Consider the following 15,351-nt stretch of genomic DNA (forward strand, 5'->3'; position numbering starts at 1 on the left):
ACGTGAGCATTGCGTGGCCGCCACTGCTGGCACCACCACGGCAGCAGCCGCCGCGCCCTTGAGGAAAGTGCGGCGATTCACTCCGGAGCGCGAGTCGTCTTGCCGCCCTGCCTGGGTTTCCGTCATTTCGTCCATACCTGCTCCGTCAAGACTTGCTCAGAATGTGGACGGCAAGTGCCGCCTCTTCGACGCCTTGAAATCCACCGCCATTTTCCTGAATCGCATGACGCGCCTCAGGTACCTGACGCGCCCCCGCTTCACCCCGCAGTTGGGTAACCAGTTCGTAAAGCTGACCGATCCCCGTCGCACCCAATGGATGTCCCTTCGATTCGAGTCCGCCCGACGTGTTGATGGGAATGCGCCCGCCCAGCGTGAACTCGCCGCGCTCGGCAGCCGGACCGCCCTGACCGGGTGGAACCAGTTGGAGGTTTTCGGCCTGGATGATTTCGCCCATCGCCGACGCGTCGTGCACCTCGGCGACATCGATGTCATCGGGACCGAGACTCGCCTGCTCGTAGGCCTGCAGCGCCGCGAGGCGGCCGATGTTCTTCTGCGGCTCGTCGAGGCGACGATGCGTGAAGCTACGAACCACGCTCGCCGCGACCCGGATGCAGCGGCTGCGGTCGGCACCGATGCGTCGCAAGCCCTCCCCCGTGCACAGGATCGCCGCCGCCGCGCCGTCCGAAACCGGCGCGCACATGGGCAGCGTGATCGGATATGTGATCGGCGGCGCCGCGAGCACCTCGTCGATCGTGAAAGCCTGGCGGAACTGGGAATACGGGTTGTGCACCGAATGCAGATGGTTCTTCGACGACACGGCGCCGATCTGGCGCTGCGTGGTGCCGTAGGTCTTCATGTGATACCGGCACAGCGCGGCATAGACCGACATGAAGCGGCTATAGGGGCGATCCGACTCGGAACCGGGCGGCGGCTCGACGCCTTCGCCAAGCTTCAACAGGCTGGCGAAGTTCTCATCGACGCGCGTCACGTCCCAACCCGCCTCGAACAGGGCGAATGACTTCGCCTTGTCCGCGACGTTCATCTTCTCCACACCGAGCGCCAGCGCAACATCGCAGGCACCCGACCTCAATGCCTGTACCGCGAGATGCACGGCGGTGCTGCCCGATGCGCAGGCGTTTTCGACGTTGTAGACCGGGATGCCTTCAATGCCGATCTTGCTGAAGACGACCTGCCCCGGAATCGACAGCTGGCCTTGCAACGGCCCCGCAGTGATGCCAGCGTAGAAAGCCGCGCCGATCGCCTCGGCGCCACAATCCGCATCCTTCAACGCGCCGCGTAATGCTTCGCCCGCGAGATCGTCGATGCTGCGTTCGAAGTGCCGGCCGAACACGGTCATCGCAATGCCGGCAATGTAAATGTCGCTCATGGTGTTTTTTCTCTACGTGGCTGACTTAGATCCGGCGGGTTTCTCCCTGCCAGTACTGCTCGCGCAGATCCTTTTTCAGCACCTTGCCGGCCGTGCTGCGCGGCAATGCTGCAATGAAGTCCACGCTCTTCGGTGACTTGACCGAGCCGAGCTTCTCCTTGCACAACGCCACGAGCTCTTCGGCACTGACGCTATGACCCGCGTTGAGCTCCACTACCGCCTTCACGGCTTCGCCCCACTTTTCGTCGGGCACGCCGATCACCGCGCAATCCTGCACCGCCGGATGCGCCCAGATCACCTGCTCGACTTCGCTCGGATAGACGTTGAAGCCGCCGCTGATGATCATGTCCTTCTTGCGGTCCGTGATGTGCAGGTACCCTTCCGGGTCAAGATGGCCGACGTCGCCCGTGTGCAGCCAGCCGTTCACCATCGTTTCCGCGGTTTTCTCCGGCGCCTTGTAGTAGCCCTTCATGACGAGGTCGCCGCGTACGCAGATTTCGCCGGTCTCGCCCTGCGGCACGATTTCACCGCGATCGTTCATGATTTCGACACGGATCAGCGGGTTGGGCCTGCCGACCGACGAGAGCCGGCTATCCGGCGCAAGCTTGCCGTCGACGAAGTGCTCGGCAGGCGTGAGATAGGAGATGGACGCGGGGGCTTCCGTCTGGCCATAGCCACCCGCCATGACCGGACCGAACACCGCGATCGCGCGCTTGAGCTTCTCCACCGACATCGGCGCGGCACCATAGAGGAAGCATTTGAGCGACGAAAAATCCTGGCTCTCGATGCCCGGGATATCCAGCAGTCGATAGATGACCGTCGGCGGCAGGAAGAACTCCGTGACCCGATGCTTCGCGATCGCCGCGAGAAGAAGCGCCGGATCGGGCTTCGGCAGCACGACCACCGTACCGCCGCGAGCGGTGCAAGGCAGCGACAGCATCCCCGCGGTATGTGTCATGGGCGCTGCAGCGAGATTCACCGGGCGCTCCACGCCATAGGGATACGCCATCATGAACTGCGCGAAGTAAGTCTGAAACGCACGATGCGTGTTCATCACGCCCTTGGGCAATCCGGTCGTCCCGCCCGTACCCGAAAGCGTCACGATGTCGTCCATGTCGTAATCGACGCGCGGTTCGGTCGCGGGCTGCGCCGCGCTCCATTTCTCGAGCGACGGCGCCCACGGCAGATCGGCATCGATACAGACCCAGAGCCTGACCTTGGGCAGGCTGGGACGCAGCGCTTCGATCGCCGGTGCGAACGCCTGATGAAAGAAAAGCGCTTCGCAATCGAACGCGTCGAGCAGGTACTGATTCTCCTGCGGTGCGGTGCGTCCGTTCACGGGTATCCACACCACCCCGGCACGCCACAGCCCCAGCGTGCAAGTCCATGCCGTGACGTCGTTGTCGGCCCAGACCGCCGCCTTCGCTTCTTTTTCGAAGCCGGCTGCGAGCAGGCCGTTGGCGATGCGGCACGACAGTGTGTGAACCTCACTGAACGAATAGCTACGCTCGTCCTGAATGTAGGCGACGCCATTGGGGTTGATGCGCCAACCGCGGTCGAAGAAGTCAATGATTGCCATGTCCCATGTTTCCCTGAGTCAGTCCGGAATCTGCGCGCGCGGTGCTTACAGCTGCGCGATCGTTGCGCGCGCGAGCCCACGCTGCTCGAGGAACCCGAGCAAATAGCGATGTCCGAATGCCTTCGAACCTGAAGCGAAGCCCACCCTGGCGGTCTCGCCGTCAAGCAGCTTGATGGCACCGGCCGCATGAATGGCGCCAGTGGAGATGTACGGCGTGATGCCGTGCAGGGTTGCACGCACCGCTGCAAGCTGGCCGCGACCGATCGCGAAGTCGACCGTGCGATGAAGCGACGTGCGCTCGCGCGGCGGCATGGCCGGCGTGGTGGAATCGACGAGCTGCTTGAGCACCGCATCCTGGTGCTCGCGGGGCAGGTTCGCGTACTCGGCATCCCACTTTTGTCCGAGCGCATGCACCATCTGCATCGCGTTGTTGTCGTAGAAGCCCACGCAAGAAATGCAGCTGCGCACGCGCGGATCGTGCTCGAAGTACACCGGCAGCGACGTGCCACCCCAAGGGAGCGCGAACACGGGCTGAAGGAAATCGGGGGAGGCAACGTTGAATGAAGCGTGCTTCTCATGCGGCACCAGCTCCTTTTCCCACAGATAGCACGACTCCTGGCGATAGCCTCCGAAGATGGTCGCCGTGGAGCCGACGCTCACACCGGCGCCGGCACCGCGGGGGCCCCGCGTCAAGGTCGCCGTCTCGAGCGCGTCGACACCCGGCGTCTCGAGTGCCAGCTCGGCGGCAATTTCCGCGAACGTGTACATGTACGCGTTCGACGGCGACAACAGCAGACCAGCCTGACGGTACAACTCGCCAAATTGATCGCGCGCCTGGCGGATGAAGTGTTGCTCGCCAGTAGTGTCGAGGTAGTGACAACCTGCCTTGAGTGCCGCCTCTACCGCAACCAGCCCGAAATCGAAGAACGGCCCGACGGTGGTGCACACGACCTTCGCACCTCGAAATGCATTCACGAGCGCATCAACATTGTGGTCGGCCTCGATGATTTCGTAGTTCGCTGATTCGAGGCGCACGACTCGCCGCGCCATCATGTCCTGCGTACGCTTCGCATTGCGCGCAACCGCCGTAAAGGGAATGTCCTGGTCGATGAGCCAGTCCATGATCAACATGCCGGTGTAACCGCTTGCGCCATAAACGACGACGGGGTGCCTTGCCATACCTGCCTCCTGAAACTTGATTGGTGGAATGTTTGCGTCGGCTAGATGCCGGGCTTGCCGCGATAATGCGCTCCGATGTTATAGAACATAATACCAAATATAGGTCACGTTACAAAATACATAGATTTAAAAAAAAGCAGGTTATTTCCTGCTTCTTCCCGACTCCTGTAGCTCTACGCCATAGCGGCTATTGCATGCCTGCGCTGCCGCCTCCCGGGCTCAACCCCGCAAGGTAGCTGGCCACCGCGTGGATGTCTTCGCCGGACAATGTAGCGGCCATCCCGTTCATTGCGCCGCTCGGGTCACGACGTTCGCCCGTCTTGAACGCAGCAAGCTGCTCCGCGAGATAGGCTTCGCCCTGGCCGGCCAGCCGTGGAATCTGTTCCCGGCCCATGAACGATGCCCCGTGGCAGGCCTGGCAGCTTTTCGCCGCGACGAGTGCCATGCCGCGCTGTTCGAGCGCCGGCTGGCCGCGCTCCGCTTCACTTTGGACCGGCATCTGCCGCGAGAAATAGACAGCCAGTGTTTTGATCTGCTCATCCGTAAGCTCCCTCACAATCGCACCCATGTAGGGGTCGAGTCGCTGCCCATCGGCAAACGCGTGCAACTGCGCGACGAGATAAGCCTCGGGCTGTCCGGACAGCGCCGGATACGAGGCGTTGACGGATTGCCCGTGCGCACCGTGACAGAAGTAGCAGGTCTCCTGACGTTGCGGCCAGGGGCCGCCGTTGGCCACCTCTGTCTTGTCGACCTCGCTCATCGCTTTCTCAAACTGCATGCCGTCGATGTAATCGCGTCCGTAGAGCGCTCCAACGCTCACGACACCTGCCAGCAAGACGGCTGCGCTCACGATCCATGTGCGTTTCATTCACGCCACCTCGCCGCGTCGAGTGAAGCCGGCCAGCGCCTGCAAGGCAGCGCGGTGGCCCGAACGCACTGCGCCGTCCATTGCGCCGGCCCAGATGTCCGCGGTTTCGGTCCCTGACCAGATCAGACGCCCCACTTCGGGATGCAGATACTTGCCCCACTTCGTCCAGAAGCCCGGCGGCACAGGATCGATGCAATGCAGGGTCCAGGGATCGACCCGGCCCCAGTCGTAATCGTGGAACTGCGTCGGATGCAGCGCGCGGTCCCCGAATGCCTTGGCATAAGTGGCCGACAGTGTCTTTTCGGCCATCGCCGAGTCGTGCGGCAGCATCCCCGGTGCAACGAATGCGGCGATCACGCCGAGCGATGCATCGGGAGGCGAGTTGTCGTAGGCCATGAAGACCGGGCCGCCGACCTGGAAGATCGTTCCGCAGTATCCGGCGTCACGCCAGAACGGCTTGTCGTAGACGTGGACCGTCTTGCGCATGGGGGCGTTCGTGGGCCAGTTCTGCTGGAGTTGCGCCCGTCCGCCGGGCAACGGCGGATCGAAAACCACCTGATTGCACAGGGCCGGATTCATCGCAACGATCACACGACGCGCCTTGAGGACGCCCTGATCGGTGTGAAGCTCAACGACATCACGATCCCAGCCCGCGATCCTGCGCACCGGCGAGGACAGCCTGACCTTGTCGCCCAGTTGCTCGGCCATCTTGATGCTCAGACGCTGCGAGCCGCCGACGATGCGTGTTTCCTGCGCGCCGCCCTTGAACGCTTCGAGCTGCGTGTAGTTGCAGCTTGCACTGTTGATCATCGATAAGTAATGCAGCAGACCCAGCTGCGCCGGCGCGCCGCCCGTGGTCAGCTTCGCGGCTAGTGCGAGGAAGTAGCCGTCCTCGTATTTCACCCCCTGCTGCAAGAGCCACTCGCCGTAGGAGAGTTTGTCCAGTTCCGCCAGATGAGGCGCCGTCCACGGCGCGCCGGACGGCACACCGCGCGACAGTTCGGCAAGCCGGTTCCCGATCGTGTCATCGCCGCCAGTCCCACCATGGAAGTCCTGGGCCACCGTGGCGTCTTCCGCCATCACCACGGTCTTGCCGGTGTACCAGCTCGGAAACGTATCGATCTCGAGTTGACGCGCCAGATCGAAGATCGCCGTCTGGCCGGGACCGATCCACTGCCCTCCGGCTTCGGAAACGACGCCATGCCCGAGGTCATGGTTATACGTGCGTCCACCGACGCGGTTGCGTGCCTCGAGCACGACGAACGAATCACATCCGGCCTGTTTGAGGTCGCGACCCGCGGTCAGTCCTGCTAGACCCGCGCCGACGATCGCGACGTCCAGAATGTCGCCGTTGATGGGCTTGGTTACGGCGGCTTGTGCCAGCGACATGCCGCCGGCGGCGAGTGACGCCGCCCCCAACGCCGTAACACGTAGCAGCTGACGCCGGGTCTGTGCATCCGGCTTATTTTTCCGATCCATGCTTGATGCCCAATTCAGTTTCATTATTTCTCCCCTTTCTTCTCTGCACCTCAGGAGAACGTTCTGACAAGGTAGCGACTGGCGTTTCTCAACGTGCCGTCAGCGCCCCGTCCTGCGAAATCAACACCGGTTTGCCGGCGTCATCGATCACTGCAGCGGTGAGCGTCGCGCGATCGTCGCGCTGCTGAACCTCGAACGACATGCTGCCCTCGCGTTGCCGGAACACGAGGCCATCGAGCCCGACGCCCATCAGTCCGTTTTGAGTCGCCACGAGATCGGTGATCGAACTCTTCGTACCCGAGTTGAGCGCGGCCCACGTCGCTCCGCCGTCGCTGCTCTGGTACAGGCTGCCCAGCAGCGCCGCCCACCACGATCCGCCCGTCAGGCAGCGCCACGCCGCTCCACAGCGTGCCCTTTCCGCCCGTCGCCAGATAGCTCCAGTTCGCGCCACCGTCCGTGGACTTCAGCACCATGCCTTGTTCCGAATCGATATAAAGCGCGCCCTGGCGGTCCGCGAAGATGTGGTACAGGTTGCGGTCCGCCCTCGTGCTGCCCGGCGGCTTCGGCGCGGTCACTTTGGCCCACGTCTTGCCGCCATCGTGTGTGGCCAGCATCAGCGACCACAGGCCTACCGCCAGGCCATCCCTCTCGTTCGTGAACAGAACCGAGAACAGCGGCTGGTCCACCGAGCGATTCATGCGCTGCCTCTCCCACGTTTCTCCGCCATCGGTGGTCGCGAGAATCACGCCCCACTGGCCGACCGCCCAGCCGCGCTGCGCATCGATGAACGTCACCGCCGAAAGCGTGGCCGAGACCGGCGCCTGCCGGGCCTGGCGCCACGTCTTTCCTTCGTCATCCGATAGAACGATCACGCCGTGCTCGCCCACCGCCACGATGCGTTTGCCCGCACGCGCGGCGTCCAGCAACATCATGTGGGATGGGCCCGCCCATGCGCGCGCCGGCATCGCCGCCCACTGCGCAACGGTTCCCGGCGGCAGGGCCCAGACTGCCGCAATCGCGCACAGCGCGGCACAGGCAACAAGCATCTTGATCATGACTGCGTCTCCCATGTTCAATGACTGAAGAGTCCGGGCGCGCGCGCCGGTTTGCGCCTCGGGAACCACCGTTCCAGCACCGAAGCCAGTGCGGGCAGCGCCGTCATCGCCATCAGCAGGTTCACGAGGAACATGAACGCCAGCAGCTTGCCCATGTCGGCCTGGAACTTCAGCGCCGAGAAGCTCCAGGTCGCCACCCCGATCGCCAGCGTGATCGCGGTGAAAATCGTCGCCACGCCCACTTCGAGCATCGCGTGCTGCACCGCCTTGACGATGTTCTGCCCACCCGCCAGATGCACCTGCAGCCGGTTGTAGATATAGAACGCGTAATCAACGCCAACGCCCACGGCCAGCACCATCACCGGAAGCGTGGCTACCGTAAGCCCGATCTGCAGTTCCTTCATGAACCAGTAACCGATGAACGTCGCCACCGATAGCGGCAGGCAGCACGCCAGCATCGCGCGCCAGTCGCGGTAGGCGAGGAACACGAGGATCAGGATCGCCGCGTACACGTAAAGCATCATCGGCAGCTCGCTTGCCGCCACTTCCTCGTTGGTTGCGGCGAGTACGCCCGCATTGCCGGCTGCGAGACGCACGGCAATGCCCGGGAACCGATGCGTTGCGCGATACGTCTTCACGTCATCCAGAATCCGGCTGATCGTCGTGGCCTTGTGATCGGTGAGGAACAGATGCACGGCCGTCATGCTGCAATCCGCCTTCATGAAGCCTTTGACACGACCGACGTCCACCGACACCGCCCCATAGTTCTCCGGGTCGATCGGCACGACATTCATCTTCGGATAGTCCTCGTTGTAGCCCTGGTTGTAACGGCGCAGCATCGCCGAGTACGACTGTGCCGATACCACGCCGGGCTCGGTGCGCATCGCACTCGTGAGGTCGTCCTCGTACAGGCCGACCGCCGGGTTATCGCAGCCCTTCTGCGCCGACTCGATCGCGACCGTGAGCCAGTCGAGGCCGATGTCGTAGCTCGACGCAATCGACGCGGCATCGCGGTTGAAACGCGCATCCGCACGCAGTTCCGGCGCGCCCGGCTGAAGCGTGCCGATCACGCGGTCGCGGCTTTGCCAGGCGGCCAGTGCGAACACCACCAGCGTCAATGCCACGGTCGCGCCTGCATAGCGCGGCTGCGCGATGCGCGCGAGCCCCCGCAGCCACGACGAGCGCCGCTCGCTGCGCTTGAGCGCACTGTCCGCATAGCGCTTCGTGAAGTTGAAGCACGACGCCGCGACCGGCAGCAGCACGAGGTTCGTCACGATCTTGTATGCGACCCCCAGCGAGGCCGTGATGGCCAGTTCCCGCACCATCGGAATCGGAATCAGCAGCAGCGTGATGAACGAGACGAATGCGGTGACAAGTGCCAGCACGCCCGGAATCAGCAGACCGCTGAAGCTGTGCCGCGCTGCGTCGAACGAGCTGTTGCCGTGCGCGATCTCGCGCACGATGAAGTTGACCTGCTGCACGCCGTGCGAGACGCCAATCGCAAAGACGAGGAATGGCACCAGCACCGCGAGCGGATCCAGTCCGAAGCCCAGCAGCTTGAGCGTGCCGAATTGCCAGACGAGCGACGTCAGCGAGCATGAAATCAGCAGCACCGTGAAGCGCACCGAATGGCAGTACCAGTAGACCGCGAGCGCAGTCAGCAGCAGTGCGATGCCGCAGAAGCCGAGCACGGCGGTCGCGCCATCGGCGATATCGCCAATCTGCTTGGCAAAGCCGATGATCTGGATTTCATAGCCCGCGTCTTCGAACTGCTTGCGGATCTGCGCTTCCAGCAGGTGGTTGAACGCTACGTAGTCGAGCACCTTGCCGTTGCGGTCGCGCTCGTTGAGCTCGGCCGTAATCATGGCGCTGTCTTCGTTGTGCGAAACGAGCGTGCCGACATAGCCGCCGAGTGTGGTCGCGCGGCGGATCTTCGCGACGACGTCCGGCGTGAGCTGGTCCGGCGTGATCGTGCCGGAGATGATCGGCTCTGCGCGGAAGCCCTCGTCGGTGATCTCGTTCACGTAGGCGTTTGGCGTCCACAGCGACTGCACGCCAATGCGGTCCACGTTCGGCAGGTACGAGACGGCCTGGGTCACCTTGTACAGACGCGTAAGGCCCTCCTTCGTCCAGATCGGGCCCTTGCGGGCGCGCACGACCACGGTGATCCGGTTCGCGCCGAGCAGGTCGGAGCGGTATTTCTGGAAGGTCTGGATGTATTCGTGGCCGATCGGCATCTGCTTCTCGAAGCCCGCGTCCATGCGCAGTTGCACCGCGAAAAAGGCCATGACGGCGGTGAACAGGACGATGCTCACGAGCACCGCCGCACGGTAACCGAAGAAGACCCTTTCCAGCGTTTTTACCAGGCGATTTAACACGGCATTATCCCTTCAGGTGTTTCGACGATCCCATACGTGGGATCGCCCTCTGGCTGATGAATCGTCAGAAGTTGCGGGTGACGAACATCCCGACGAAGTTTCGGTCCGCATAAGGCTGTCCGACCGTGTTGTGCCCTCCCCAGAACAGCGTGTAGTTGATCCCCGCCTGCCACACCGTCGGGTTCTGGTTGAACAGCACGTAGAGGTTCAACGACTTCGCCCCCTGCATGTAGTTCGCGCTCAGCGTTGGTGTATAGCCGTACAGGCCATCGGCAAATGTAATGCCCGGCGTCACCTGCCAGCCATGAATCAGAGAACCGTCATAGGTCCAGTTGAAGTCCACCGTGGCGCCCACCGAGCTCGACGTTCCCTGTCCCATAGCGATGGGATAGCCCAGGTTCGAGTTGTTGTTCAGCCATGGGAAATATCCCGCCATCGGCACCTGCGTGACGCTCTGCCCGTTGACCGTGCGCGTAACGCCATTCGAGCCCAGGCCCGGGTAGTAGATCCACGTGAGTTCCCAGGTGAGCGCCGCAGCGTCTGCGCCGATCAGTTTGAGAAACGGATATTCGCTGCGCGTGAGCGCGAGAATGCCGTTGATGTCGTACTGGAATCTCTTTTTATCGGCCCATTGCTGGCAGTCGATGCCTGCCACGCCGTTGGTGTTCAGGTCCAGCGGGCCACCCGCGCCATAGCAGCTCGACAGCGCCACGGCATCATGAGGCCGGTACGAAAGCTCCGTGCCGATCGCCCAGGGACCAAGCCCGAAGTTTGCGCTCGCTCCAAAGAGCTGACGGTTCTGCAGATACGACCACTGCAATGTCCCGTTGGCCAGCGACGAAAGCACCGGCGACTTGTCGGTATAGTTGAGGTAGTAAATCGCGAAGTTTGCGTCAAACGAGCGCGGCGAATAGTTGAACTTCACGCCGAACTGGGGCTTGTACTTTGATGGTGCCTGCCACTCGACCGGAAGGCCAATCACGTTGTACGGCGGCCCGGCGAAAGCGCCGTTGACGAGACCCGTGTAGATGCCGTTGAGCGTGTCCTGGTTGCCGCTGGCAGGCCCGGCGATCGTGCCTGCACTCGGGCCGGCTACGTTGAGGTTGTTGGTGCTGACCGTATATGGCTCCGTCCCGCGGCCGAGGCTGTTGGACACTGACCAGTAGGAACCGACCGGTGGATAGCGGTTGCCGTTCCACCAAAATTGATAGTAACCCTCAGTACTAAAACCATGAGAAAGATCGGCGGCGAAGCTAATCATGGGCGCCGGAAGCAGCGCCTGCTTCAGTTGCGAGCCGGGAATCAGCAGCTTCTGGACATCGAGAGAATTAGTGGCGTTCACGCCACCCATCGCGAAGATACTTTCTCCCCAGTTGATCACCTGATTGCCGAGCCGCACATGCGCGGCGTTACCACCGATCGTAAAGTCCTTCTCGCCCCATAGATCGAGCAACTGCACGTCATAGACGACCTGTGCCGACGCGGTGCTCGATAGCGGGGTTCTGTTCGTATCACCGGCAAGAAAGTCGTACATGCCGGTGCCGCGAATCATGAACTTGAGTCCCTCGCTCGGCATCTTGAAGAGCAGCTCGCTCGTCGCGCTGACGTAGGTGCTGAAGGGCTGACCCTTGCGATAGTTCAGGTTGCCGTTGTCGCCAACGCCCCACTGGTTCACGTTAGCGCCTGCTCCACAGTCGAACGCGTTCGGGTCACCCGTGAGCGAGCAGCTCGGGTTTTTGGTGCGGATGCCTGCGCCCGCCGTGAGGTTGGTCACCCACGAGCCGGTAAGATCGTTGATCCCGGTCGTAAACTCGTAGCCATACGCGCTGGAGGTGGCAGCCGCGCCGGCGATCGCCAGCGAAACTGTCGCAGTCCTTACTATCGTCTTCGTTTTCATCACCCTCCCCTGCCGCCAATCTCATTGCCAGCGCGCCTCATCGATGCGCGCCGGCCCCCTTTGTGGTTTGCCGAACTTCAGCGCTCGCTCACCGATCGCAGGGATTCGGCCGAGTAGAAGTCCGTCTTGAAACGAGGATCGTTGACCTGCTGGTACCAGCGGACGTCCTTGCCCTGGCCGATCGACGAGGCGTCAAAGACGTAGCGTCCATTGTTGAGGTCGTACTGCGCCATCGGCTCGTTATCGCAGGCGCCGCCCAACTCCCATACCGGGATCGGATAGCTCTCGCGCATCTTCCAGAGCTTGCCCTGCGCGTCATAGTCCTCGCCCACGAGCGCGAGCCAGCTGTCCTCATCCAGATAGAAGACCTTTTTCGAAGCGACGTGGCGGGCCGATGGCTTAAGCGTTGCCTCGACCACCCAGACGCGGTGCACCTCGTAACGACGATGATCGGACGAAATGCCGTTGGGCGTGGCGACGTCGTGCAGCTTGTCCTTGAAGGTGTACATGCCGAAATCGTCATACGGGACGATCATTTCCTTCTTGCCCACGAGCTTCCAGTTGAAGCGGTCGATGGAGCCGTTGAACATGTTGGATTCGTCGATCAGGTACTGGTTTTCGAAGCCGATCAGCGGCGCATCGTGCGTATAGGCCGGCATGCGTCTCACGCGCCGCTGTCCAGGGAAGTAGTAGTAGGTCTCCGAGTCCTTGTCGAAGTACTGGCGTTGCACGAATGCCTGTCCGGCCAGCGCCGCGGGCGAATCGACCGAGAAATAGGCGCCGAGGTTGAACTGATCGACGTCCTGCGGTGTGGTCTTGCCCTCCTTGCCCGCCGGGAAATAGAACGCCTGCGGGCCGATTGCGTCGATCCAGTCACTACTGCCGGGGCGCGGAGAAATGGATGTCACAACCGGTGACCACTCGATACCCTCGCCGCGATAGCGCGTCTCGTAGTTGAGGATCGCTTCGGCGCCGCTCTTCGGCTGCGGGAAAGCCACCCCGGGAAGCACTGCGGCCTGCACCGTCTCACCATCCGAAGCGAGTTTCGCCGTCGTGAGATTAGCCTTCGAATTCTGCTCGGCGAAGTCCGGCAACTGGCATTCGCGGTGGGACGGATAGACGTCCATGCGGTAACCCTTCGACTGCTTGATGAGCTGGATCTGCCCCGGCGCTAATTTGTCGGCGTACTTGTCGACGTTCGACGCATCGATCGTGTACAAGGGTTTCTCGTTCTTGTGCGACCAGAACTCGCCGCGAACCTTGCCCCATTCCCAGCCTGCAGGCGTGGCCTCCCTGCCGGCAAACGCCGGGACGAGCCCGTCCTTGCTGGCCGCTCGCTCGCCGCCGACCGGCGTGAGGTCGTCGGCAGCGGCCACGCCGGCCATGAACAATAACGCCGCCGTGATGGCAGATGCGGCTCCGATTGTGTGCTTTCTCATCATGACTCTCCGTCCTATACCACGTTCATTTGCAGTACATATCGTTTGATTCAAACCAGGCGTCCCGGGACCGGACCGCTCAGCCCTCGCCGCACCCTGCCACCGCCACAGCCCGAATCTCGATGCACAACTCGGGAAGCGCCAGTTGTGTTACGCCAACCGCGGTCCACGACGGATAGCGCGCCGGGAAGTACGCGTCCTTGACCGCCGAAAAGGCCTCGATCTCGCCGCGCAGGTCCGTGTGGAACGTGGTCAGCTCCACAATGTCTGCAAGGCTGCCGCCCGCGCTCTCGAGCACGGCTTTCAGGGACTCGAAGGCAATGCGGGCCTGCGCCTCCATACCTTCGCCGGCTTTCATATCGGGGCCGATGCCAACCTGGCCGGAGACCCAGATCGTGTCGCCCACGCGTGTCGCGGGCGAAAAATGGTAAGCGTCGTAGAACGCCTGGAACGGCGGCGGAACGATCGATTGCCGCCTGGTGGACGTTGTCATGATGTGGGTTCCTATGGTCACACGAGTTGACGGAAACACGGCGCGCGAAACGGATCACCTTCTTTTAACCCGGCAAGGTCATCGAGGAACAGGACGCCCGCCGGTGTGAAGCCCGAGACGCTCGGCTGTGGAAGTGGACTGAAAACCGCGTCGTCGCCGAAGAAGCGCAGCACGAGCGTGTGGCGATCTGGAAATGCGGCGTCCACCGCGCCGCCGCCGTGCAGCACGCCGGGATGCAGCAGCAGGACGTCGCCCGGCTCCGTCGCCCACGAAATGATGTCGTAGGCAGCGGGGTCGACCCGGCGCTCAGCTTCGATATTCGGTAGGCGCGGCCACGCATCGCCGCCATGCAGAGGATCAGTCGGATCTTCAGCATTTTGAAAGGTCGTGCCGTCGTGACGCGGGCCTCGATGCGAGCCGCGCACGATCTCGAGCGCATTTTGTCTGGGTACGGCCTCGAAGCTGATCCACGCATTGGCGAAGTGCAACCCCTCCCATGGCAGGTAGGACGTGTCCTGATGCCACGGCGAGCGACCACTCTTGCCTCCGCTTTTGAGAAACAGCTCCTCCGCGAAATACCAGACGCTATCCGAGCCCCACAGATCCGTGAGCAGTCGGCCGAATGGCAATTCTCCAGCCAGCTCGTCCAGACGCTCTTTCGCAAACGGATTGGCGTTGTCGTTGTGCGTCTGGTGCTCCGTGCCTTCGAACAGGCTGCAGGCCATGGGCCCTGGGTTTTCAATGCCCCAGTCGAAGACCTGCCGGCACCGTGCCAACTGTTGCTCGCTGAGAAGACCTTTGACCAGAACGGCGCCGTCTTCCGCAAACGCCTTGTGCGCGACTTCATCCATGATCGACTCCTGAACCGTCAATCGGCGACCAGGTTGCAAACGCTTCCCGTGGCGCCATAAGTAGAAAATACCACCAAAGTTAGGTCATAATACAAAACTCCAAAAAAGAAGAAAGACAGGGAATTCCCTGCCTTTGTGAGCGTACGGATCAGCCAGCCACTCCGTTAGTCGCGGGATAGGGCTTTCCGCTCCGGCAGGCGGCGTGGGCGACCGAGTCCCTGCCTTCGGTTGACACGAGGCGATGGGCGTGCTGTCCAGGTTTCCTTGCTTTATTTTGTACTTTGACCTATCTTAGTCATCGTGTACTACGTGATGAAAATATCCGGTATCTGCGGTCGCGCTGGCCGCGGCAGACGAATGGTGTCGCGTCAGCCGTGTTCCTCTGCAAACATCCACGATCCGGATACCACGCGTAAAGACCGGCTTCTCGGATCACTTTTTAGGCGAAATGGCGGTGTCGATGCGGCGTGCGGTCTTGCTCTATGGCGGTGACGTGCTGCAGCCGCTCGGGTAGCAGCCCGGCACCATGGGATCAGAAGACGCTAGAACGTGGCTTGGAGCGGGTATGCCGCAAACCAGGCGCGACCAACTAGTAACGGAAAGGGTAGGAGACGGTAATGTCCAACATTCTCAGCAATTGGATTTATATGGGCAGCAACGCATACGACGAATACACGTTTGTTCCCTGGCTGAACCGGAACGTCTACCGTCGGACTGTAGACTTTAGCCGAGTCTGCATGCTGTAA

Annotated in this window: 10 protein-coding genes and 1 pseudogene; all 11 read right to left on the minus strand. The window is 62.2% G+C overall.

Features of this window, described 5'->3' with window-relative positions:
- Positions 1 to 145: 145 nt before the first annotated feature.
- Complete coding sequence (locus OKW41_RS14100; RefSeq protein ID WP_429572897.1) at positions 146 to 1,387, minus strand: thiolase family protein; 1,242 nt, start codon at positions 1,385 to 1,387, stop codon at positions 146 to 148.
- A gap of 25 nt (positions 1,388 to 1,412) precedes the next feature.
- Positions 1,413 to 2,966, minus strand: a complete 1,554-nt coding sequence (locus OKW41_RS14105; protein ID WP_429572898.1) for a class I adenylate-forming enzyme family protein — start codon at positions 2,964 to 2,966, stop codon at positions 1,413 to 1,415.
- Between the two features lie 45 nt (positions 2,967 to 3,011).
- On the minus strand, positions 3,012 to 4,145 hold the full coding sequence (locus OKW41_RS14110) for a saccharopine dehydrogenase family protein (protein WP_429572899.1): 1,134 nt from the start codon (positions 4,143 to 4,145) through the stop codon (positions 3,012 to 3,014).
- Between the two features lie 187 nt (positions 4,146 to 4,332).
- Positions 4,333 to 5,013 carry a c-type cytochrome gene (locus tag OKW41_RS14115; protein WP_429572900.1) on the minus strand — a complete coding sequence of 227 codons (681 nt, stop codon included), beginning with the start codon at positions 5,011 to 5,013 and terminating at the stop codon, positions 4,333 to 4,335.
- Positions 5,014 to 6,492 carry a flavin monoamine oxidase family protein gene (locus OKW41_RS14120; RefSeq protein WP_429572901.1) on the minus strand — a complete coding sequence of 493 codons (1,479 nt, stop codon included), beginning with the start codon at positions 6,490 to 6,492 and terminating at the stop codon, positions 5,014 to 5,016. It lies immediately after the preceding gene.
- Between the two features lie 88 nt (positions 6,493 to 6,580).
- A pseudogene (locus OKW41_RS14125) lies at positions 6,581 to 7,547 on the minus strand (WD40/YVTN/BNR-like repeat-containing protein).
- A 17-nt stretch (positions 7,548 to 7,564) separates the two neighbouring features.
- Positions 7,565 to 9,925 carry an efflux RND transporter permease subunit gene (locus OKW41_RS14130; protein ID WP_429572902.1) on the minus strand — a complete coding sequence of 787 codons (2,361 nt, stop codon included), beginning with the start codon at positions 9,923 to 9,925 and terminating at the stop codon, positions 7,565 to 7,567.
- A gap of 64 nt (positions 9,926 to 9,989) precedes the next feature.
- On the minus strand, positions 9,990 to 11,822 hold the full coding sequence (locus tag OKW41_RS14135) for a DUF1302 domain-containing protein (protein ID WP_429572903.1): 1,833 nt from the start codon (positions 11,820 to 11,822) through the stop codon (positions 9,990 to 9,992).
- 77 nt (positions 11,823 to 11,899) lie between these two features.
- On the minus strand, positions 11,900 to 13,264 hold the full coding sequence (locus OKW41_RS14140; protein WP_429572904.1) for a DUF1329 domain-containing protein: 1,365 nt from the start codon (positions 13,262 to 13,264) through the stop codon (positions 11,900 to 11,902).
- A gap of 76 nt (positions 13,265 to 13,340) precedes the next feature.
- The gene (locus OKW41_RS14145; protein ID WP_429360802.1) at positions 13,341 to 13,754 is read right to left on the minus strand and encodes a RidA family protein; all 414 of its coding nucleotides are present in this window, start codon (positions 13,752 to 13,754) and stop codon (positions 13,341 to 13,343) included.
- Positions 13,755 to 13,771: 17 nt separating this feature from the next.
- Positions 13,772 to 14,605, minus strand: coding sequence for a phytanoyl-CoA dioxygenase family protein (locus OKW41_RS14150; RefSeq protein ID WP_429572905.1), 834 nt, complete (start codon positions 14,603 to 14,605; stop codon positions 13,772 to 13,774).
- Positions 14,606 to 15,351: the final 746 nt, after the last annotated feature.

This window comes from Paraburkholderia sp. UCT70 (assembly GCF_050434085.1).
Lineage (GTDB): Bacteria > Pseudomonadota > Gammaproteobacteria > Burkholderiales > Burkholderiaceae > Paraburkholderia > Paraburkholderia tuberum.